Genomic DNA, 21326 nt, shown 5'->3' with positions numbered 1-21326 from the left:
GATGCCGAAGGCGACCCTCACCCGGCGCGGCCGCGTCGTCGCCGCCGCCTGCGTGATCGGCGGCCTGCTGGCGCTGGCGGCGGGCGGGCGGGCGCTCGACGCGGTCGTCCTCCCGGGGATCGTCGCGCTCATCGCCGGCTACGTCCAACTGGCGCGGGTCGAAGACCCCGAGGTGCGGCGGGTCCCGCCGCCGGACGGGTTCGTCGGCGAGCGCGGCGAGGTCCGGATCGAGCTTCGCCCGTCGACCGCGGGAGCGGCGGGAACGTATCTGGCGGCCGTCGCCGACGACACCGACGAGGGGCTCGAAGGGCCCGAGACCCCGATCCGCGCGTCGATCGGGGAGGGACCGGTGACGTACCGGGTCCGGTACCGCAAGCGGGGAAGGCGCCGGCTGGGGCCGGCGAGGGTGACCGCGACGGACGTGTTCGGGCTCTTCGACCGCGAGGTGGTCGTCGACGACGCGGACGCGGTGACCGCGTATCCGGTCTGTCACCCGATTCCGGCGCGGTTCCGGCGGGAGCTGTACGCCGCCGACGCGGTCGGCGTGAGCCGGCGGCGCGAGGAGTTCGACCGGCTGCGGGAGTACGCGCGCGGCGACGCGCTCCGCGACGTGCACTGGCCGACGACCGCGAAGCGCGACGAGATCGTGGTCAAGGAGTTCGCCGCGGAGACGCGGCGCGGGCGGGTGTCGATCGCGGGCGAGACGACCCGCGAGCGCGAGGGGGCCGACGCCCTCGCGAGCGCGGCCGCCAGCCTCGCGCTCGCGGTCCTCGACGACGGGGTCCCGGTCGACCTGACGCTGCCGGCCGGGAGCGTGTCGGTCCGACCGGGGCCGCAGGGCCGGCGCGCCGTCCTCGAACTGGCCGCGGTGACCGGTCCGGGCGATGTCGCCGTCGACGACGCCGACGTGGCGGTGATCGCCGACGGCGACGGCGCGCGGTACCGGACCAGGGGGCGGACCGTCGACGTGGACGAGCTCCGGGCGTCGGCCGCGGACGGTGAGTCGGGAGGGGAACCGGCACCGGAGGCCGGCGGCACACCGCCCGAACCGGGGGTTGGCGGGCGATGAGCGGTCGAGTCCCGGGCGACCAGCGGCGCGTCGCGGCCGCGAGCAGGCGCGCGTCGGGCGCGTTGCCGGACCTCGGCCGCGAGGAGGCCGACGAGCCCGCCGAGGACTGGAGCGGGCTCGCGGACCCCGCGGTCGTCGGCGTCGCGCTCGTCGCCGCGGCGTACCTCGGCGTGTTCTTCGAGGCGACGAACGTGGTCGGGGGGACGGCGCGGACCGCCGCGGCCGTCTCGATCGCGGCGGTCGCCGGCGCGGTCCTCGCGCGGGTCGTCACCGAGCGCACCGCCGTGCGGCTGACGGCGACCCTCTTCGCCGCGGGGCTCGCGGGGTACTACTTCGCGGTCCCCGCGAGCCGGCGGGCGCTGTTCTCGGTCGAGAGCGTCGCGCTCGACGTGGTGTCGCTGCTGACCGGGCTCTCGATCCTCCGGCTCGCGGTCGCGGACGTGTGGGTGCTCGCGGTCGCGCCGGTCCCGACGTTCCTCGTCGCGTACCTCGCCGGTCGGGGGCGCCACGTCGGCGCGACCGCGGTCGCCGGCGGGACGCTCGGGTTCCTCGTCTGCACCGGCGACGCGGGGGGACTGGCGGCGCTGGTCGGGGTCGTCGGCGCCGCTACCGCCGCCGGGCTCTCGACGCTGTCGACGCCGGGCGCGCTCCGGAGCCACGGCGACCAGCTCGCCGCCGTGCTGGCGGCGATGATCCTCGTGAGCGCGACGGTCACCGTGCTGCCGGCGGGCGCGGCGCAGCCGTGGGCCGCCGACCGCGGCCAGACGCTGGAGTCGTCGCTCGGCGCCGGCGACGAGGTCGAGGTCGTCGGTCCGACGCGGCTCTCGCCCGAGGTGCGGTACGAGATCGAGAGCCCGGTCGCGTCGAACTGGCACGTCGCCGCCTACGACACCTACACCGGCGACGGCTGGGTGCGGTCGGGCGAGCGGTCGAACCTGGAGGGGTCGCTCGACGGCCCACCCGGCGAGACGACGACCGCGAACGTCACGGTCACCGCGCGGACCGAGTCGACCGCGCTGCCCGCGCCGTGGCAGGCCGTCGACGTGCGCGGCGCGGGCGCCTCGACCGCGCAGGTCGACGAGCGGGGAGCGATCCGGCTCGGGGCCGCGCTGCGTCCCGGGGAGGAGACGACCGTCGAGAGCCGGGTGCTCGACGCGGAGCCGGCGGCGCTCCAGAACGCCAGCACGGAGTACGACCCCGCGATCGAGGACCGGTACACCCAGCTCCCGGAGAGCACGCCCGACCGCGTCGGCGAGCACACGGAAGAGATCGTGGCGGCGGCGGACGCCGAGAACCCCTACGATCGGGCCGCCGCGGTCGAGCGGTACCTGCGGACCGAGTACGACTACTCGCTCGCGGTCGAGGAGCCGGACGGCGACGTCGCCGACGCGTTCCTCTTCGAGATGGACGCCGGCTACTGCACGTACTTCGCGACGACGATGGTCGCGATGCTGCGCTCGCAGGGGATCCCGGCGCAGTTCGCGACCGGCTACTCCGAGGGCGAGCGGGTGGGCGAGGACCGGTACGTCGTCCGCGGACAGGACGCCCACGCGTGGGTGAAGGTGTACTTCCCCGAGCACGGCTGGGTCACGTTCGACCCGACCCCGCCGAGCGAGCGCGACGAGGCCCGGAGCCGGCGGCTCGCCGAGGCCCGCGAGACCGGTGAGGCCGATGTCGACACCGAGGCGTCGGAGCCGGGCGACGACCCGACGACCGACCCCGAAGACGACCCGTCCGTCGGGGCCGAAGACGAGCCGCTTCCGGCTGCGAACGGGAGCAACGGGACCGCCGGCGGGACGGGCGACGCCACCGGGATCGGCACCGGGATCACCGAGGACGGGTTCTCTCAGGAGCGGCTCGTCCAGGACGGAACGCCGGCCGGCGGCGTCGACTCGGGAGCCCGCGGGGGCGAGGACGGCGGCCTCCCGATCCCCTCGCGAGAGGCCGTCGCGTACTGGCTGTTCGTCGTGACGGTCGGCGTCGCCGGCGCCCGACGGCTGGGGGTGGCCGAGCGCGCGCGCCGCGCCGTCCGGGTTCGGGTTCCGTGGGCGTGGGGCCGCGGCGATCCGGTCGCCGACGCGAAGCGGGCGTTCGCGGACTTGGAACGCCTGCTCGCGCGGCGCTACCGCGAGCGACGGCCCGGGGAGACGCCGCGGGCGTACCTCGACGCGCTCCCGCTCCGCGACGGCGACGAGCGCGCCCGAGCGGTCGGCGAGACGTACGAGCGCGCGGCGTACGCCGGCTCGGTGACGCGCGCGGAGGCGGACGAGGCGCGGCGGGTCGTCCGCCGGCTCGCCTTAGAGCGGACGCCCGTGATCGGCCGGCTGTTCGACCGCGAGTGAGCGGAGCGCGGGCGAGACGCGGCCGCGCTCGGCGTGCGCGCCGGCCGCACTCCCGACACTATTTAATACAGGCGTCTTGTAGTTTCGGTCGTAATGTCGGAAGTCTGCTCGACGTGCGGACTGCCCCAGGAACTCTGCGTCTGCGAGGACGTCGCGAAGGAGTCCCAGCAGATCAGCATCCGCATCGACGAGCGCAGGTACGGAAAGGAGGTAACGGTCATCGAAGGATTCGACCCGAAAGACGTCGACATGAGCTCCCTCTCGTCGGATCTCAAGTCGAAGTTCGCCTGCGGAGGCACCGTCGAGGACGGCGCCATCGAGCTGCAGGGGAACCACTCGGGTCGCGTGGAGGACTTCCTCCGCGACAAGGGCTTCAACGTCGCGTGACCGTCACCTAACTGTCCGCCGTCGAGCGTTTTTCGATACGCTGATTCGTTGAGCGGCCGCGCTGTGGAGCGATTCGGTCGTTTTGTTTATAAACGGCGATCGATGGCGAACTCCTCCAAAGCCCCAGCCGCTCGCTTATAAGTCGTTGATTTCTGATCGATGACGAACACCGCCAAAGCCCCAGCTGCGAGGCGATACGCGATCGAAACCCCCGCGGAGAACACTGTCAAAGCCCCAGCCGCGAGGCGGGCGCACGCTCGGGGCGGTCCTCGCTCGTTCGCTGCGCTCACTCGCTGTGGTCCTCCCGTCGCCTGCGCCCGCCTCGCGGCTGCCCCTTTGAGTCCCACCCCGCACCGCACGACACCGCAGCCTCACGCCTCCCCAACCTCGGGCGGCGGCGGCCGCGGAACCGCACCGCAGCGCGGCCGCCGCCGCCCTCCCTCGCGGTCTGCTCGCGCCCTTTTAAGGGCGCGAGCAGGCGCGCCGGATATCGATCAGCGGTCCTGTTCCCGGAAATCGGCGAAAGGCGTCACAGTCGGCGCTCATCCCCGATCGCTCAGACGAGCAGCACGGCGCGGCCGACGACGAACGCCGCGGCGGCGAGGAACGTCCCGTATTTAAACCGCCGCTGTGCCGCGGTCGGGTCGGCGAACGCCTCGTAGCAGGCGTACAGCATGACCGCGTCGGCGACCGCGACGAGGAGGAGGTAGGCCCCGCCAAAGGTTCCGGAGAGGTACGGGAGCGGGCTGGCGGCGACGGCGACGACGAGCGATCCGGTCGCGACCCACAGTGACCGCCGCTCGCCGATCGCCACGGGGAGCGTCCGGAGCCCCTCCTCGCGGTCGCCGACCACGTCCTCGACGTCTTTGATCACCTCGCGGGCGAACGTCGAGAGCGCGGCGAGCAGCGCGAGGGCGACGACCGCCTCGGGGCGCCCCACCGCGGCGCCGCCGAACAGGAACGTCGACCCCACCAGGTACGAGACGAGGGCGTTGCCGAGCCCCGGCGTCCCCTTAAATACGGTCGTGTAGGTGACGAGGGCCACGAGATTGATCCCGGCGATGGCGAGCGCCAGCGTCGGGAGCGCCACCGCGAGCGCGACGGCGGCCGCGAACCAGACGCCGGCGATCCCGAGCGCGCCCCGCGGCGACACCGCGCCGCGCGGAATCGGGCGATCGGGCCGATTGATCGCGTCGATCTCGCGGTCGAAGTAGTCGTTGATCGCGTTGCCGGCGGCGACCGCGAAGGCGGTGGTGACCGCGGCGATCGCCGCCGGGGCGAGCGCGTCGCCGGCGCCGGCGACGAACGCGCCGGTCGCGGTGAGGACCGCGGCGGCGACGCAGTTCCCCGGGCGTGCCAGTTCGAGGGCTCCGCGTGCTGTCTCGCGCACGTCGTCTCCGTGAACCGCGGCGCGGCACATAAACGGCGCGGGATCCGGAGAACCCGAGGGACCGAGCCAGCCCCATCCACCCGCGTTCCCGGACACTGAGGATCCGCCGAGCCACTAAGCCGCCCGGCCGCGAAGCGACCCCATGGCCGATGCCGCAGGGGAGGGACGGCGGCTCCGCGTCGACCTCGACATCGATCCCAGCGACGACTGGGAGTGCCCGATCGTCTCCGAGACCCCCGACGCGAGCGACGTTGCCGTCAACGCGGTGGGCCACGAGTGCACCGTGGACGTGCAGCCGGCCGACGACGACGGTCTGGTGCGCGCCCGCGGCGAGGTCTCCGACGACTGCCTCTGTCGGATCTTCCAGGAGTTCGGCTGCGTCCCGCAGGTCCGGCGGGTCGAGGACGGAACGATGCTCGTGACTACCTACGTCGACGACCGGGACACGGTCCGCGACGTGGTCGGCAGGCTCAGGGAGGACCTCGATCACGTCCGCCTGGTCCGGCTCGCCGTCGTCGAGGGGCCGGAGGCGAGCGAGCAGGCGACCTTCGACCTGTCCGCGCTCACGCCGAAACAGCGCGAGGGCCTCGAACTCGCGGTGGTCCGCGGCTACTTCGACGACGACCGCGACGTGGGGCTCGGCGAGCTGGCCGCCGAGCTGGACATCAGCAAGTCCGCGCTCTCACAGCGGCTCCGGACCGCGCAGGCGAAGCTCGTCACCGACGTGTTCGACGAGGTCGAGCGGTAAGTTCCGCGCGGTCCGCTTTTAAAATCATCTACCGGTAAAGCGCCGCACGGAGGGTGCCGGAGCCCGTAAATCGATCCATGAGCGACTCCCAAACCGATCCCCGATCCCCGCCCGAAGACAAGACGGGACGCGACGCGGCGGAGGGGGGAGACGCGCTCGTTCCCCGCCCCGCGCACGACGAGGCGACGGTCGAACTGGTCCGCGACGCGATCGGCGTCGCGCGCGGCGAGCTCTCCGACGAGCGGTTCTCCGAGAAGTACGGCACCGCGGACGAGCCGCCCGGCGCGTGCGGTGGAAGGCCCGACGACGGCGGGTCCGACGGGTAGCTCAGTCCGCGTCGGCCGCCGCGTCGCCGCCGATCCGGCTCAGCGCCGCGTTCCCGTCGCGCTCGGCCTCGGTGAGGTAGCACTTCGGGTCGGGCGCGAACGGGTCGCCGTGGGCCGCCAGCGCCCGGAGCCGCGAGCCGCCGCGGCAGACGCCCTTGTACGCGCAGTCGGCGCACCGCCCGGAGAGGCGGTCCTCGCGCTCGCGGAGCGCCCCGAGCAGCGGGTTCGACTCGTCCGACCAGATCGCGCCGAACGAGCGGTCGCGGACGTTCCCGGGCGAGTACCCCTGCCAGAACTGCGTGAGGTGGACGTTGCCGACGGGGTCGACGTCGGCGACGCGCTCGCCGGTCGGGTCCCCGCCGTTGCGCTGGAGGTACCGGTAGATCAGCCGCGCCCGGTCGGTCCCCATCTCGCGGTCGGCGTACTCGACGAGGTGGCCCGCGTCGGCGTAGTTGCCGACCAGGAGCGTCTCGATCTCCTCGCCCGCCTCGTGGTACTCGCGGGTGAGGTCGCACAGGTCGGTGACCGCCTTCCGGGTCGCCTCAGGAGAGAGGTCCACGTCGGAGATGTCGGCGCCGCGGCCGCCGTAGTCGAGGTGGTAGAAGCAGAACCGGTCGACGCCCACGTCGACGAGCAGGTCGACGACGCCCGCCAGATCCTCGACGTTGTGCTCGGTGATCGTGTAGCGGAGCCCCGTCTTGAGCCCCACGTCGAGACACGCCTCGATCCCCCGGACCGCCGCGTCGAACGCGCCCTCCTCGCCCCGGATGCGGTCGTTGCGCTCGGGGAGGCCGTCCACCGAGACGCCGGCGTACTTGAGGCCCGCTTCCTTCAGCTCGCGGGCGCGCTCGCGGGTCAGGAGGGTCCCGTTCGTCGAGAGCACGGGGCGGACCCCGCTGTCGGCGGCGTGCGCGACCAGCTCGGGGAGGTCCTCGCGGACGAGCGGTTCGCCGCCGGAGAAGAGCAGGACGGGCACGCCGAACTCGGCGAGGTCGTCGATGAGGGCCTTCCCCTCCGCGGTCGACAGCTCGTTCGGCGCCCCCTCCTGGTCGGCCGCGGCGTAGCAGTGCTCGCAGTAGAGGTTACACCGCTTCGTGGTGTTCCAGACGACGACGGGACGCTCCTGTTTGTCGTCCGTGATCTGTGGCTCCTTCGAGCCGTCGGCCGCGTCGTACCGGAGGCCGTCGCTCTCGGCGTCGAGGTCACAGAGGAGCTTGCTGACGGAGATCATCGCGACCCCTCCGCGCCGTCGGTGTCGGCCGCGTCGGCCGCGGGCGCCCCGCCGCAGGAGACGGTCGGCGTGCCCTCGGTCTCCTCGTAGACGCGCGGTTCGTCGGCATCTCCGGACTCCCCGGTACCCGCGTCGTCGCCCGCCTCGTCCGCGAGCGACTCGGCGGAGTACCGGTGGGTCTCCTCCGCGGGACACACCCATACGTCGCGGGCGTACCACGCGAAGAGCTTGCTCGCCTCCTCGTGGGCGGCGTCTGGCGTCGGCGCCGCGACGGTGCCGACGTGTCGGAGCGGGTCCGCCTCCTCCTCGCGGACGAACACCTCGAAGCGCCGACCGTCCGCGGAGCGCGCCCCGTTCGATCCGCCGGTCCGGTCCGTCTTCTCGACCATACCCCGGATACACAGGGCCCACCGAACCCGTTTTCGAGGGTTCCCACGGCCGCGAAACGCGCCCGAACACGTTCGGTTGTCGATCGTATAAACTGACTCTCGCTATAGAAAATCGGGTTCGCGGAGCGGAGTCGGGTCGCGCGGCGCGCACAGACTCGGCGTCGGATCGGGCCGCGCGTTAATGTCCGCCGAGCGCCTACCCCCTGGCATGCGCGAACTCGTCTTCGCCCTCGAGTACGAGCCGGGGCGCAACAGGGTGGCCGACGCGCTGGCCGACCACCCCGGGTCCCGGGTCCGGTCGCTGTCGGTGCACGCCACCGACGACCACCTCTGGCGCGTCGACCACGCGGCCGGCAGCCCGGCCGCGCTCGACGCGCTCGAGACCGCCTTCCTCGACGGCGACTACTACGCCGACTGCCTCGCTGCCGAGGACTGCGGCGCGGTCCAGACCACCCGCGTCCTCGATCACACCGACGACGCGCTGGTGTTGTACACCGACTGGGAGCCGACGCCCGTCTGCGCGTCCGTTCCCCACATCGCGCGCGACCACCTCGGGGAGAGCGTGCTGTTCGAGACGCGCCACGAGGGGCGCCACTACACGTGGCGGCTCATCCACTCCGGCGAGGGGGACGTGGGCGCGTTCTTCGACGCGCTCCGCGACGCCGTCGGCGACGCCGCCCGGACCGAACTGCTCAAGACGGCGAGCGCGACTGGCGGACCGGGAACGGACGGGGACGACATCGGCCTCAGCCCCGAGCAGGAGGCCGCCCTGCGGGCCGCCGTCGAACACGGCTACTACGAGTCGCCGCGCGAGGTCGACGTGGGCGGTCTCGCCGACCACCTCGACGTGCCGCGGTCGACGCTCACCTACCGGCTCCGTCGGGCCGAGGAGCGGCTCGCGAAGGCGCACGTCGCCGAGGGACGGGTCGTCGACGCCGGACCGCCCGAAGAGTGAGGCGGCGGGGCCGACCGTCGCCCGGCCCGGCCGGTCCGCGAATCTTGGAATACTCCAACCAAGGCTTATCGAGATACGGCTCTTCTCTCCGCGTAATGAGTGACGGCTCGAACGACGACGGGACGACACCCGGGGTCGAACCCGACGGAAACGGGAGGCACCGGGAGCTGACCGCCCGCCTCGCGGTCCCGGAGATGGACTGCCCCTCCTGCGCCGGCAAGGTCGACAACGCGCTCGGACGCCTCGACGGCGTGACCGACACAGCGCTCAACCCGACCGCCGGGACGGCGACGGTGACGTACGATCCCGACCTCGTCGGCGAGAGCGACGTGGTCGCGGCGATCGAGGGCGCCGGCTACGAGGTCACCGGCGGGCGGACGGGCGGCGACGGGACCGACGCCGGGGGTGCTACCGACAACGACGCCGACGCGGGCTCCGGCGGCGTCGCCGTCGCGCCCCCCGCCGAGGTCTGGACGACGACGCGCGCGAAGAAGACGTGGCTGGGCGCGGCGCTCGTGACGCTCGGGCTCCTGTTCGAGTTCGTCCTGACCGCGCGGAACCCCGCGGTGGCGAGCGTGCTCGGGTATCCCATCCATCTCTCCGGCGTCCTGTTCCTCGGCGCGGTCGCGGCCAGCGGGATCCCCATCGTCCGCGGCGGGTACTACTCGGCACGCAACCGCAGCCTCGACATCGACCTGCTGATGGGGACGGCGATCGTCGCGGCGACGGGGATCGGCTACTTCGTCGAGGCCGCCACGCTCGCGGTCCTCTTCAGCGTCGCCGAGCTGCTGGAGGACTACGCGATGGACCGCGCCCGCGACTCGCTGCGCGAGCTGATGGAGCTGTCGCCGGACGAGGCGACGGTCAGGCGCGACGGCGAGGAGGCGACCGTTCCGACCGACGACGTGGCGGTCGGCGAGACCGTGATCGTCCGGCCGGGCGAGAAGGTCCCCCTCGACGGGACCGTTCTCGAGGGCGAGAGCGCGGTCGACGAGTCGCCGATCACGGGCGAGAGCGTCCCCGTCGACAAGGCCCCCGGCGACGAGGCGTTCGCGGGCGCGATCAACGAGACGGGGTACCTCGAGATCGAGGTGACCTCGACCGCGGGGGACTCGACGCTGGCGCGGATCATCGAGCTGGTGCAGGGCGCGCAGGCCGAGAAGACCGAGACCGAGCGGTTCGTCGACCGCTTCGCGGGGTACTACACGCCGGTCGTGGTCGCGCTGGCGATCCTGACGGCCGCGGTCCCGCCGCTGGTCATCGCGGAGCCGATCGCGGTCGACGTCGCCGGGTACGGGTTCGTCTTCGCCGCGGACTGGGGGACGTGGTTCGTCCGCGGGCTCACCCTGCTCGTGATCGCGTGCCCCTGCGCGTTCGTCATCTCGACGCCCGTCTCCGTCGTCTCCGGGATCACGAGCGCGGCGAAGAACGGCGTGCTGATCAAGGGCGGCAACCACCTCGAGGCGATGGGCGAGGTCGACGCCGTCGCGCTCGACAAGACCGGGACGCTCACCAAGGGCGAGCTGGCCGTCACCGACCTGCTCCCGCTCGGGGACGCCGACGAGGCGAGGCTGCTGCGGCTCGCCGCGGCGCTGGAGCGGCGGAGCGAGCACCCGATCGCCGCGGCGGTCCTCGACCGCGCCGAACGTGCGGGCGTGTCCGACCTCCCCGAGCCGGCGGGCTTCGAGAGCCTGACCGGGAAGGGGATCCGCGCCGAGATCGACGGGGAGACGTACTACGCCGGGAAGCCGGCGCTGTTCGAGGAGCTCGGGTTCGACCTCTCGCGGGCCCAGGCGGAGACCGACGGCGGGGTCGTCGCCGAGGACGACGAGACCGAGGGGGCAACCGGAGGGAGCGACGGGTCCGCCCCCGACGAGTTCGCCGACGGCGCCCTCGCCGCGCTGGAACGCGACGGGAAGACGGTGGTGCTCGTCGGGACGGCGACGGAGCTCACCGGGGCCGTCGCCGTCGCCGACGAGGTCCGCCGCGACTCGAAGCGGGCGGTCGCGCGCCTCCGGGAGCTCGGCGTGGAGCGCGTCGTGATGCTGACCGGGGACAACGAGGGGACCGCGCGGGCGATCGCCGAGTCGGTCGGCGTCGACGAGTACCGGGCCGACCTCCTGCCGGAGGAGAAGGTGGACGCGGTCGAGTCGCTGCAGGCGGCGTACGGCGAGGTGGCGATGGTCGGCGACGGGATCAACGACGCGCCCGCGCTGGCGACCGCCGAGGTCGGCGTCGCGATGGGCGCGGCGGGGACCGACACCGCGTTGGAGACCGCCGACATCGCGCTGATGGGCGACGACGTGGCGAAGCTCCCGTACCTGTACGACCTCTCGCACGCCGCCAACGGCGTCATCCGCCAGAACGTCTGGGCGAGCCTCGGCGTGAAGGCCCTGCTCGCGCTGGGCGTGCCGCTGGGACTTGTGAGCGTCGCGATGGCCGTCGTCGTCGGCGACATGGGGATGAGCCTCGGGGTCACCGGCAACGCGATGCGGCTCTCCGGGATCGAACCCGAGTCGTTCGAGTAGGCGGGAGGGCGGTGAGTCCGCCGCCCGCAACGCTCGAACGAACATGAACAATTATTAAGGATGCGCTCTTTGGATGAGACGTGCCACCCGTAGTACACGGTTGACCCGAGCTCGGAATCGGAGGCGGCGGTCGGTCCCGAGGGCCCGAGCACGCGCGAGACGAGCATCGAGACGGAACCGGCGGCGTCGAGAGACGGCGCGCCGGGCGGTTGCGAGGAGTCCGCCGACCTGCCGACCGCTGCCGAGGCGGTCGCGCGCTCCGCGGCGACGTTCGACGCCACGGACACCTCGCGAATCCCGAACGGAACCGGCCGCTGGAACGCCTACGCGGGGTCGTGTCACGACGGCGAGTGACCGACTCCGGCCCGCGATTTTTCGACCGGCGAGCGGCGCGTCCGAGCCGCGGCGCTCGGCGCGACGCACCCGTCCCTTTTAGGCGACGAACCAACTACGAGCCACCGGCCGATGACGATGCACCGCTCCGAGCCGCCTCGGCACCGGCGATGACGAGCCCTATGAGTGCCGAGGTCGACGTCTATGGGACCATTATTGGTCCTATAACGTTCGGAAATCGGGTTAGGAGGCAGTTACAGTACTATTTCCGATCAGATGCCCAATCGGGCCACAGTGACCGCGTCGTTCAGACTGCTTCGAGTTCGTCGTAGACTGCGCCGAAGTTGTCATACTCGCCGTTCTGGTCATTCCAGATCTCCTCAACAGTATTGCTATCGTCTATTTCGTAGACCGCAATATCACCATCAAATATATTATTGTAATTACTATTTTCCGTTGCAGTATCTATGACATAGCTTCCGGAGTGCGTCTGTAGATATTCCGATATATTAGCAAAATTCCATAGTTCCTCAAACTCCGCCTCATCGTTTTGATTGTACTCAAGGACTGTACGTGTGAGTTGCTCAGTTAGACCTGTTGTAACAGCGATTTCGTTTTTATCATAATCATGATTGGGAACAGAAGCAGTGGTTTCAGTAGAGATAGTATTAATCATTCCGACCGCCTGTCTTTTTGCATCCTCAAAGCCGATTCCCTGTCTATCCCACTCATCAGTATGAAAGAGAGCAGGGTGATGGAAGTCAGTAGGATCAACTCCACCCGCTCTTGATTCGTCATCTGGGTCTTCTATTACTCGCCAGTCCTGAATTTCAGGGTGGAGTTGCTTAGTGCCGCTTCCTGCTGTCGGGGGGTTAGGATTTTGGCTGAATACACGGATTTTATCGTCGTTAGGTGAATATAACAGTCCACCGGCGCGTGATCCCATTTCCATAGACGTAGTCCATGCTAATATATCGAAATCATGGTGCTGTTTATACGCTTCTCGCATTATTACTGCTCTTTCTTCTGGACGGCCTGCACCTTCTGCCTCGAAGAAATCCACGGTCAAAAGCCAGTTGTGAGCAAGATCCAGAGATTCCTCAACCGTATCAGCATTCAACCACGCTTCAGGACTGTATTCGCTGTGCTCATTCTGATCACTGGTGATAAAATGCTCATTATGTTCCTCATAAATGCTCTCATCAACAAAAGCCTCAACCATACGCCCCATGGGCCCAGCATCAGTCCCTCTGCTTATCACCTCAAAATTGCTCTCTCTGTATAGTTCGAGCGCGTTAAAGTCGATCTCGTGGACATCCCGCTCGCTATCTGTGCTGTAGTCAAAGGCGGGGTGATCTTCCACTACGCCGCCGACATCGCGATCCACGTATTGATCGAGGGCTTCTCGAAGCTGAACGTTTCTCCCAGGTCTCAGATCCCAACGATAATTGTCAGGCCGGTCAACGGCCGACTCGTCATCCTCCGCCCCGGTTTCTCCATCCGTCTCCGTTTCGTCTGCTACAGACGTGTCGTTTTCAGCGGGTTCTACTGACGTTTCGTTCGGACCGTTGTCGGGCGTTTCCGCCGAGTTGTCCGAACAGCCGGCCACCGCGACCGTCAGCGACGCCGTGAACCCGGTTCGGAGGAACGTGCGTCTTCGCATCAGTTACAAACCGGTCACAGCGCCCGACCGATAGAACTTCTGAAAATTCACAACGTACTAACTGGAACCTCCGTGAGTGCCGAGGCCACGCTTTCTCCGTGAGATAGCGGTCGAGGCTGATTCGTCCGGCGTCGAACGTCCGGCGCCTGAGCCGCGGCACCGCGAACGGCGATCGACTGCTGAGTCGGATTTTGTATAGCGGTTACCGGTACATGTACGATGACGAGGGGCCGAACCGCCGGCCCGCGACGTTCGGCTGTGACCGCCTGACGAGCCGGCGATCCCTCACAGATCGGCGTCGATGGCGTCGTTCGCGCGGTCGATCCCGGCGAGCGCCTTCGGATCGATCGCCTCCACGGCCGCGTCGCTGTATCCCGCCTGATCGTCGGTCAGGAACGCGTCCCGAACGTCCCACAGCGACGAGGTCGCGGCGGAGAGCCGGTCGTCCGCCGCTCGCTCCTCGCCGCTCTCCGCGGCGTCGACCGCCCCCGCCGCCGACTCCCGGGCGCGGGAGATCCCGTCGAGCACCGGGTCGGACGCGGTCCGGTCGCGGTCGCGGTCCTCGTCCGTCTCGTTCTCGGAGTCGTCGTCCTCGTCGTCCGGCGCGAGCGACGCCGCGAGCGCGTACAGCTCGTCGAGCTCGTCGCGGAGCGTCCGCGCGAGCGCCGCCTTGCCGGTTTCGACCCGCTCGCGGACCGCCTCGCCGTTCTCGTCGAAGGAATCCGGCGTCACGCGGTACGCCCCGCGCACTCCCGCCCTGTCGACCACCTCGACCGTGTAGCGGCCCTCGCGGTGGACCGCGACCGCGAACCGGTCGGTCTCGACCGGCTCGCCGTCGTAGACGACGCCGGCGTAGTCCTCGACGACGCGCACGCGCTCGATCCCGTCCGTCTCCCGGGCGTCGCCCCGGATCCAGCCGGCGTCCTCGCGGGCGACGACCGCGAGCTCTCCGTCGCCGCCGACCCGCGCGAGCCCGCCCTCGTGGACGAACCGGGACGCGACCGGCGCGATCCCCGGCCCGTTGGCGACGAGGAGGTGCGGGCCGGGCTCGACGCGGAGGTACTCGAACACCCCGCCTCGGGTGACCGTCGCGGTCGGGTCCTCGCTGGCGAGCCGGACGGCCAACTCGGTCGGGAGCGCGAACAGCGACACGCCGGCGACGTCCGCGACCGCGTCGGCGGCCCCGTCCGTGACTCCGTCGAGCGCGCCCGCGGTCCCGGCCCGGAGCTGTCGCACCCGGCCGACGACGCGGTTCGAGAGCCCGTCGGGCTCCGCGCCGTCGATCTGCCGCCGGTGCGCGGGGTCGGTGACGTCCGAGAGGGGGTCGGCGAACCGCTCCTGTTCCCAGGGGATGCCGACCGACGTGATATGGCTCGCGAGCGCGTCCTCGACGAACCCGGGGATCGCGAACTCGAAGCTCAGCTGCGGGCCGACAAAGTCGTCGATCTCGTCGCCGAGCGGCGCGAGGGGTTCGAGCGCGTAGGTCGCGTCCGCGTCGACGGCGCTGTCCGGGTGGGCGATCACGAGCCCGGGCTCGCGCAGGGGGAGGTCCTCGGGAGGGGTCGGGAGCCCGCGCCACGACCCGACCGTCACCCGCTCGTCGATCAGGTCGCTCCGCTCGATCGACAGCGAGGGGTGCTCGTGGAGCGGGGAGCCGTCGAGCTCCGGCAGGACGAACGGGAGCCGCGCGCCCTCGTCTCGGGGGAGACCGTAGGCGAAGGGCGCGCGGAGGGCCGCCGACACGTCGATCGCGTCGTTGGTCACGTCGGAGACGAGGTCGCCGACCGGGAGCCGCTCGAAGCTGGGGACGAGCCCGTTGACCTCGCTGGCGCTGGAGTGCGACCCCACCTCAGAGAGGATCCCCGGCCGCGAGCCGTCCGGGATCTCCGGCTCGAGGAACTCGTTGTTCGGGCTGGCCCGGGAGTGGGCGCTGGCGGAGAGCAGTATCGGGTCGCCGCTCTCGCGGTCGACAAACACCTGCAGCAGCTCCCAGTCGTGCCAGTGGAAGTTGACCGTGAACTGGTCGAACGCCGAGTAGAGCCAGTACTGCACCGCGTCGACGCCCGGCGCCGCCTCGACGACGTTGTAGAAGACGGTGGGCGCGGGCGGCGTCCCGGTCTCGCGGAACGCCGCCGAGTACTCGTCGAGCGCGGTGAACCCGTCGACGACGGCCCCCGCATCGGTCTCGACGACGTACGGCCGCGGGTCGGTGGGGTACCACTTCTCTAACGCGCCGAAGTACAGGTCGGGCGCGTACCGAGTGACCACCGCCGGGACCTCGTCGTCGGGGGCCTCCACGGGATCCTCCGATCCGTCGGTGTCGTCGCCCTCGTCGGTCCCGTCGCCGGGCTCCGCGTCGGGCTCCGGCCGCGAGGCGTACCAGGCGCCGGCGATGCCGGTGCCCGCGAGCGCGGCGAGCCCCGCGTACCCGAGGACGCGGCGGCGGTCGGGGTCGTCGGGGAGACGGTCGGAGTCGTCGGAACGACGGCCGGAATCGTCGGGACCACGGCCGGAATCGTCGGGAGACCCGTCGGTCGGCGGGCTCTCGGCGCTCGACTCCCCGCCGTCCGTCTCGGTCCGGTCGGTCATCTGTTCCCGTTACCTGAGGCGCCGAAATGCGTTAAACGTTACCTATTCACAAATAATACGCCCCGGGACACCGGAACTGTCCGGGGGGACGTTTAACCGCGCGCCGGCGAACGTGTGGCCATGGACCCAGACGTGGACCGCTTCGGCTCCCGACGGTCGACGGTGTACGGACAGCGCGGCGTGGTCGCCACGAGCCAGCCGCTCGCGAGCGAGGCGGGGATCGAGGTGTTGCGCGACGGCGGGAACGCGTTCGACGCCGCGGTGGCGACCGCCGCCGCGCTCAACGTCGTCGAGCCCACGTCGACGGGACTCGGCGGCGACGTGTTCGCCTTGTACCGCACCGCCGACGGCGAGGTCGGCGCCATGCGCGCCTGCGGCGGCGCTCCCGCCGACGCGACGATCGAGAACGCCCGCGAGGCGCTCGCGGCCGACGACGACATCGACGGCGACGACCCGAGCGAGGTGGAGATGCCGATGACGGGGGCCCAGACGGTGACGGTCCCGGGGACTGCCCGCGGGTGGGAGGCGACCGCCGAGCGGTTCGGCGAGTTCGGGCTCGACCGACTGCTGCGGCCCGCGATCCGCTACGCGACGGAAGGGTACCCCGTCAGCGAGGTGATCGCGGACGCGTGGAGCCACGGCGAGGAGCTGTTCGAGAGCGATCACGCCCGCGAGGCGTACCTCTTCGACGGCGAATCGCCCGCGGTCGGGCAGGAGGTGACGCTCCCCCGACTCGGCGAGTCGCTGGAGCTGATCGCCGAAGAGGGGGCGGACGCGGTCTACGAGGGCGAGATCGCCGAGGCGATCGCCGCGGAGGTACAGGCGGCGGGCGGGTTCATGACCGTCGACGACCTCGCGGCGTTCGAGGTGGAGTGGCCGGAGCCGGTCTCGACGACGTACAACGGCGCGGAGGTGTACGAGCTCCCGCCGAACAACCAGGGGCTCATCGCGCTGGAGGCGCTCAACGTCGCCGCCGAGCTGGGCGCCGGCGAGTACGACTACGACAGCCCCGAGCGCGTCCACTACTTCGCGGAGGCGCTGAAGGTGGCGTTCCACGACGGCCACCGCTACATCACCGACCCGAGCTACGAGGAGGTCCCGCCGCTCGCGTCCGCGGAGTGGGCGGAGCGCCGCGCGACCGAGGTCGGCGAGACGGCCAACCGCGACGTGAGCTTCGGCGTCCCCGACGCCAACGCCGAGGACGCCGACACCGTCCTGCTGACGGTCGCCGACGAGGCGGGCAACGTCGTCTCGTACATCAACTCGCGGTTCGCCGGGTTCGGCTCCGGGCTCGTCGCCGGCGAGACGGGGATCGCCCTCCAGAACCGCGGCGCGTCGTTCTCGCTCGATCCCGACCACCCGAACCGCCTCGAACCCGGCAAGCGACCGTTCCACACCCTGATCCCCGGGCTCGTTCGCTTCGACGAGGACGACTGGGCCGCCTTCGGCGTGATGGGCGGGTACATGCAGCCCCAGGGGCACGTGCAGGTGATCTCCAACCTCGTCGACTACGGGATGCCGCTCCAGCGGGCGCTCGACGAGCCGCGGTGGCGTTACCGCGAGACCGGCGAGCTAGCGCTCGAACCGCACGGGGACGGGGGGACCGCCGCGAAGCTCGCTCGGAAGGGACACGACGTGTTGACGCTCCCGCCGGCCATGTTCGGCGGCGCGCAGATCGCGCGGTGCCGGGACGGCGTCCTCTCGGCGGCGACCGAGCCGCGAAAGGACGGGAACGCGCAGGGGTACTGAGACCTCCCGCCGCGACATGACTGATTTCCGTAACTAACCGCCGTTTCGCGGTGATCGGCGATGAGCGCAGACGCCGGCAGTCGGCGTCTCGAACGCGCTACCGCCCTCAAATCGGGACCGTGTCGGCCCGCTGTGGTATTTGTGGGCGTGGATACACTTATAAACACACGTATGGTATAGCGTAACAGAATGACGCGAAGGAAACGCATACAGCGACGCGACGTACTCAAGGGCGCCGGAGTGGCCGGCATCGCGGCACTCGCCGGCTGCTCGACCGAGAGCGGCGACGGCTCGGACGGGAGCGACGGCGAGGACGGCTCCGACGGCAGCGACGGCGGCGACGGGATGGACGGCGACGACGGGTCCGACGGCTCGGACGGGAGCGACGGCGGCAGCGCGCCTGACGCCGTGATGGTCGTCGGCTTCCCCGAGTCCGGCATTCAGCTGTTCCGCGACTTCTACTCCGAGTTCGCCGACGGCGCGCCCGACCTCGACATCGTCGTGCCCGACGGGCTGATCGACGCCAGCCTCCCCGGGGAGGTCGACAACGACATGAACAACGTCATCGGGACCGCGCCGTCCGCGGGCGGCCCGGGCGCCGAGTTCTTCGCCGACTCGTACGAGTCGGAGTACGACAGCGCGCCCGGCGTGTTCACCGCGCAGGCGTACGACGCGATGGCGGTCGAGATCCTCGCGGCGACCGCGGCGGGCGAGAACGACGGCGAGGCCATCCGGGACCGCATCCGGACCGTCGCGAACCCCGGCGGCGAGGAGTTCGGCCCGGAGAACCTCCCCGAAGCGGTCGAGACCGTGGCGGCCGGCGACCCCGTCCACTACGTCGGGGCGTCCTCCAGCGTCGACTTCGACGTCAACGGCGACATCGCCACCGCCGCGTACGACGTGCAGGACTTCCAAGACGGCGAGATCGTCACCCTCGACACGCTCGAGTTCGGGAACGAGCTCTCCGATGAGGACCTGAACGCGACGGCCGCGGACCCCGTCGGAATCGACGGCGAGTTCGAGGCGAAGATCGGCGTGTTGATGCCCGAGACCGGTGACCTCGGTCCGCTCGGGGGTCCGATCCGCGACGGCGCGCTGCTCGCGGCGACCCAGGTCAACGACGCGGGTCTGGACATCACCGTCGACACCCGCGTCGAAGACACGCAGACGGACCCCCAGGCGGGCATCTCGGGCGCGAACGCGCTCGTCGACGCCGGCTACGGCGCCGTCGTCGGCCCGGCCTCCTCGAACGTGAACCTCCAGGTGGCCGACCAGGTGTACATCCCCAACGGCGTCGTCGGGATCTCGCCGTCCTCGACGAGCCCGGACGTGACCGACTTGGACGACAACGGCTACGTCTTCCGGACCGCGCCGTCCGACCTCCTGCAGGGCCCGGCGATGGCCGAGCTCGCGCTGGGGGACATGGTCGGCGCCGAGAGCTCCGGGACGCTGTACCTCAACGACGCATACGGCCAGTCGCTCGAAGAGCAGTACGTGGCCGCCTTCGAGGACAACGGAGGGGCGATCGGCGAGCGCGTCTCCTTCGAGCCGGCGCAGGCGACGTACACCAGCCAGTGGTCGAGCGTCTTAGAGGAGTAAGCGCTCCGTAGCGACGGGCGGCCGTCGCCGAATTCCGCCTTTTGAAGCGGCGTCTCGCCGAGAGCCGTTTTTCGATCGATAGCGGGAGTGAGTCTCGCCGATCGATCGCGGCGAGACGGCTTTTAAAACCCGGGAGCGACGGCGACGACCAGTTATAAACCTCCGCCAGCGCCACGGCAATCCGATTTATAAACAGCCACGCCACTACCGTGCGAGACCCACTCCCCTCCTCGATCGCCGTTTCACGGATACCGGCCACACCCGATCTCGGCACACGCTTCTGGCTACGCGGGCGACACCGGCGTCGACGGAGAGAGGCGACGCCGCGGAGAAGGGTCGTCCGAGGCGACCTCGCTTACGAGGTCGACGGCGACATCTCGATGTTGAGGCTCTTCTGGACGAGCTGGGTGAACGCCATCGAACACAGGAAGTACCAGAGGATCCACATCTGGATCGGACCGACGATCCCCGTGTCCCACGTGACGGAGCCGGCGAGCGGCACGACGAGCTCCTGTGAGGCGACGGCGGGGTACGCGGCGTCGGAGCCGCGGTAGCCGATCACCCAGAACATCCACAGGAACGCCGGGATCGTGAGGAACATGATCCACACCATCGGGCGGAACTGCTCTTTGAACATGCCGAGCTGGTCGCCCATCGCGTCCATCTGCTCCTCCTGGATGGCGTCGAGCGCCTCCTGATCGTCGCGCTCCTTCGCCTCCTTCCGGCGGTCCTGGATGTCCTTCATCCGCTCTTGGTACATGCTCATTTTCTCCATGTCCATGAGCCCCGCACGCAGCAGGGTGGAGTAGAGCCCCGTCCCGAGCGCGATGACCATAATCACGACGTAGAAGGGAACGACGTTCAACATCGGCCCCAACACGAGGTCGAAGGCGCCGGCGATCGCGTTGCGGACCGGGTTGACGGCGTAGCCGACGAACGCGCCCACCGTCGCGAGCGCGGCGATCTTGTCCCACTTGGTCCAGGAGGTCGTCTCGGGGGTGTCGACGTCGCCGCCGCCGGTCAGGTCGTCGTCGTCCTCCAGCCCCGCCTCGATGGCGTCACGGTCCGCGAGCGCGAAGCCGGTCTCGCCGTCGACGAGGATCTCCTTCTCGATGAGCCGGCCCCACTGGCCGCTCGTGATCTCGTCGCGGACGTCGACCCACCGAACCTCGCCGTCGGCGGCGTTATCGAGGACGACCTCGACTGCGTCTCGCATCTCGCCGTCGTCGCCGACCAGCGAGCGGACTCTCCGTTCGACCTTGCTCATTACCGCCCGGTTGTCGGCCGACGGTTAAGAACCTTGCAGGATCGGGCGGCGGTCGGATCGCCGCCGCTGAACCGACGACGACTCGGTCTTACTCGTCGAGGACGTCTCGAATGCGGTCGAAGACCTCGTCGGGCGCCGCCTCACCGTCGACCTCGACGAGGACGCCCTCGTCGCGGAAGTGGTCGATGACGGGCTCGGTGTTGTCGTAGAACACCTCGAGCCGCTCGCGGGCGGTCTCCTCGGTGTCGTCGTCGCGCTGGATCAGCTCGCCGCCGCACTCGTCGCAGACCCCCGCCTCCTCGGGCGGCTGGAAGTCGACGTGGAAGTTCGCGCCGCAGTCGTCACAGACCCGGCGGCCGGTGAGCCGGTCGACGAGCACCTCCTCGTCGACGTCGAGGAAGATCACGGCGTCGAGGTCGGTGATCTCCGAGAGGTACTCCGCCTGCTCGAGGTTGCGCGGGTAGCCGTCGAGCACGAACCCGTCGGCGTCCGCCAGCGCGGCCTCGACGATCTCGTTGACGACCGGGTCCGGCACGAGCTCGCCGGCCTCCATGAACGAGCGGGGCGTCCCGTACTCCGTCTCCATGTCCTTGTTCGCGCGGAGCGCGTCGCCCGTCGTGACGTGCTCGACGCCGTACTCGTCGGCGAGTTTCGTGCTCTGCGTGCCCTTTCCGGCGCCCGGTGCCCCCAACAGCAGAATTCGGTGGCTCATACCGAGGGGTCTCCCGCCGCCCCTAAAGGCTTGAAGATTCCGGCCAACG

16 protein-coding genes are annotated in these 21326 nt (G+C 70.3%); 9 read left to right on the top strand and 7 right to left on the bottom strand.

Translation table 11 applies throughout. The features are described 5' to 3' along the window. Position 1: 1 nt before the first annotated feature. The 3 genes from JIN95_RS05610 to yciH all read left to right on the top strand — a co-directional run bounded on the left by JIN95_RS05610 (position 2) and on the right by yciH (position 3798). Entirely contained in the window at positions 2–1069 is a 1068-nt protein-coding gene (locus tag JIN95_RS05610; protein ID WP_200530757.1) for a DUF58 domain-containing protein, read from the top strand. Then, a complete protein-coding gene (locus tag JIN95_RS05605) occupies positions 1066–3411 on the top strand; it encodes a transglutaminase domain-containing protein (protein ID WP_200530756.1) in 2346 nt (781 codons plus the stop codon). The genes JIN95_RS05610 and JIN95_RS05605 overlap by 4 nt, the downstream gene beginning before the upstream one ends. A 93-nt stretch (positions 3412–3504) precedes the next feature. After that, complete coding sequence (gene yciH / locus JIN95_RS05600) at positions 3505–3798, top strand: stress response translation initiation inhibitor YciH (RefSeq protein ID WP_004046732.1); 294 nt, start codon at positions 3505–3507, stop codon at positions 3796–3798. Between the two features lie 556 nt (positions 3799–4354). Here the strand turns inward: yciH and JIN95_RS05595 are convergent. Beyond that, positions 4355–5218: a geranylgeranylglycerol-phosphate geranylgeranyltransferase gene (locus JIN95_RS05595; protein WP_200532107.1), complete on the bottom strand. Its 864-nt coding sequence runs from the start codon at positions 5216–5218 to the stop codon at positions 4355–4357. A gap of 112 nt (positions 5219–5330) precedes the next feature. Between JIN95_RS05595 and JIN95_RS05590 the strand changes: the two genes are divergently transcribed. Both JIN95_RS05590 and JIN95_RS05585 read left to right on the top strand, forming a co-directional pair. After that, positions 5331–5936, top strand: coding sequence for a helix-turn-helix domain-containing protein (locus tag JIN95_RS05590; RefSeq protein WP_095637114.1), 606 nt, complete (start codon positions 5331–5333; stop codon positions 5934–5936). Positions 5937–6013: 77 nt separating this feature from the next. Beyond that, positions 6014–6262, top strand: a complete 249-nt coding sequence (locus JIN95_RS05585) for a hypothetical protein (RefSeq protein ID WP_095637113.1) — start codon at positions 6014–6016, stop codon at positions 6260–6262. 1 nt (position 6263) lies between these two features. On the opposite strand, the gene JIN95_RS05580 is transcribed toward JIN95_RS05585, so the two are convergent. Then, positions 6264–7493: a TIGR04347 family pseudo-SAM/SPASM protein gene (locus tag JIN95_RS05580; RefSeq protein ID WP_200530755.1), complete on the bottom strand. Its 1230-nt coding sequence runs from the start codon at positions 7491–7493 to the stop codon at positions 6264–6266. Beyond that, on the bottom strand, positions 7490–7882 hold the full coding sequence (locus JIN95_RS05575) for an Htur_1727 family rSAM-partnered candidate RiPP (RefSeq protein ID WP_095637111.1): 393 nt from the start codon (positions 7880–7882) through the stop codon (positions 7490–7492). Before JIN95_RS05575 ends, JIN95_RS05580 begins: the two co-directional genes overlap by 4 nt. 208 nt (positions 7883–8090) lie before the next feature. Between JIN95_RS05575 and JIN95_RS05570 the strand changes: the two genes are divergently transcribed. Together JIN95_RS05570 and JIN95_RS05565 are read left to right on the top strand one after the other, a co-directional pair. After that, a complete protein-coding gene (locus JIN95_RS05570) occupies positions 8091–8837 on the top strand; it encodes a helix-turn-helix domain-containing protein (RefSeq protein WP_200530754.1) in 747 nt (248 codons plus the stop codon). 95 nt (positions 8838–8932) lie between these two features. Then, complete coding sequence (locus tag JIN95_RS05565; protein WP_200530753.1) at positions 8933–11365, top strand: cation-translocating P-type ATPase; 2433 nt, start codon at positions 8933–8935, stop codon at positions 11363–11365. A gap of 640 nt (positions 11366–12005) precedes the next feature. Here JIN95_RS05565 and JIN95_RS05560 read toward each other — a convergent pair. Together JIN95_RS05560 and JIN95_RS05555 are read right to left on the bottom strand one after the other, a co-directional pair. Beyond that, entirely contained in the window at positions 12006–13361 is a 1356-nt protein-coding gene (locus JIN95_RS05560) for a hypothetical protein (RefSeq protein WP_200530752.1), read from the bottom strand. 285 nt (positions 13362–13646) lie between these two features. Continuing rightward, entirely contained in the window at positions 13647–15950 is a 2304-nt protein-coding gene (locus tag JIN95_RS05555) for a hypothetical protein (RefSeq protein WP_200530751.1), read from the bottom strand. A gap of 120 nt (positions 15951–16070) precedes the next feature. Between JIN95_RS05555 and ggt the strand changes: the two genes are divergently transcribed. Then, a complete protein-coding gene (ggt, locus tag JIN95_RS05550) occupies positions 16071–17699 on the top strand; it encodes a gamma-glutamyltransferase (protein ID WP_200530750.1) in 1629 nt (542 codons plus the stop codon). Positions 17700–17888: 189 nt separating this feature from the next. Continuing rightward, the gene (locus JIN95_RS05545) at positions 17889–19298 is read left to right on the top strand and encodes an ABC transporter substrate-binding protein (RefSeq protein WP_200530749.1); all 1410 of its coding nucleotides are present in this window, start codon (positions 17889–17891) and stop codon (positions 19296–19298) included. Positions 19299–19653: 355 nt separating this feature from the next. Here the strand turns inward: JIN95_RS05545 and JIN95_RS05540 are convergent, their stop codons facing one another. Beyond that, positions 19654–20565, bottom strand: a complete 912-nt coding sequence (locus tag JIN95_RS05540) for a DUF106 domain-containing protein (protein WP_095637089.1) — start codon at positions 20563–20565, stop codon at positions 19654–19656. An 88-nt stretch (positions 20566–20653) separates the two neighbouring features. Further along, complete coding sequence (locus tag JIN95_RS05535; RefSeq protein ID WP_095637088.1) at positions 20654–21277, bottom strand: adenylate kinase; 624 nt, start codon at positions 21275–21277, stop codon at positions 20654–20656. Between the last annotated feature and the right edge of the window lie 49 nt (positions 21278–21326).

This window comes from Halorubrum sp. LN27 (genome assembly GCF_016635065.1).
Classification (GTDB): Archaea; Halobacteriota; Halobacteria; order Halobacteriales; family Haloferacaceae; genus Halorubrum; species Halorubrum salipaludis.
The sequence above is the reverse complement of the archived record's forward strand: the minus strand, read 5'-3'. Positions and strand labels throughout refer to the sequence as shown.

Bases quoted from the DNA above. Each gene is read 5' to 3' on its own strand.
- yciH (WP_004046732.1), top strand. From the start codon at position 3,505: ATGTCGGAAGTCTGCTCGACGTGCGGACTGCCCCAGGAACTCTGCGTC.
- JIN95_RS05555 (WP_200530751.1), bottom strand. From the start codon at position 15,950: ATGACCGACCGGACCGAGACGGACGGCGGGGAGTCGAGCGCCGAGAGC.
- JIN95_RS05605 (WP_200530756.1), top strand. From the start codon at position 1,066: ATGAGCGGTCGAGTCCCGGGCGACCAGCGGCGCGTCGCGGCCGCGAGC.
- JIN95_RS05580 (WP_200530755.1), bottom strand. From the start codon at position 7,493: ATGATCTCCGTCAGCAAGCTCCTCTGTGACCTCGACGCCGAGAGCGAC.
- JIN95_RS05540 (WP_095637089.1), bottom strand. From the start codon at position 20,565: ATGAGCAAGGTCGAACGGAGAGTCCGCTCGCTGGTCGGCGACGACGGC.
- JIN95_RS05565 (WP_200530753.1), top strand. From the start codon at position 8,933: ATGAGTGACGGCTCGAACGACGACGGGACGACACCCGGGGTCGAACCC.
- JIN95_RS05535 (WP_095637088.1), bottom strand. From the start codon at position 21,277: ATGAGCCACCGAATTCTGCTGTTGGGGGCACCGGGCGCCGGAAAGGGC.
- JIN95_RS05610 (WP_200530757.1), top strand. From the start codon at position 2: ATGCCGAAGGCGACCCTCACCCGGCGCGGCCGCGTCGTCGCCGCCGCC.
- JIN95_RS05560 (WP_200530752.1), bottom strand. From the start codon at position 13,361: ATGCGAAGACGCACGTTCCTCCGAACCGGGTTCACGGCGTCGCTGACG.
- JIN95_RS05545 (WP_200530749.1), top strand. From the start codon at position 17,889: ATGACGCGAAGGAAACGCATACAGCGACGCGACGTACTCAAGGGCGCC.
- ggt (WP_200530750.1), top strand. From the start codon at position 16,071: ATGGACCCAGACGTGGACCGCTTCGGCTCCCGACGGTCGACGGTGTAC.
- JIN95_RS05590 (WP_095637114.1), top strand. From the start codon at position 5,331: ATGGCCGATGCCGCAGGGGAGGGACGGCGGCTCCGCGTCGACCTCGAC.
- JIN95_RS05585 (WP_095637113.1), top strand. From the start codon at position 6,014: ATGAGCGACTCCCAAACCGATCCCCGATCCCCGCCCGAAGACAAGACG.
- JIN95_RS05575 (WP_095637111.1), bottom strand. From the start codon at position 7,882: ATGGTCGAGAAGACGGACCGGACCGGCGGATCGAACGGGGCGCGCTCC.
- JIN95_RS05595 (WP_200532107.1), bottom strand. From the start codon at position 5,218: ATGTGCCGCGCCGCGGTTCACGGAGACGACGTGCGCGAGACAGCACGC.
- JIN95_RS05570 (WP_200530754.1), top strand. From the start codon at position 8,091: ATGCGCGAACTCGTCTTCGCCCTCGAGTACGAGCCGGGGCGCAACAGG.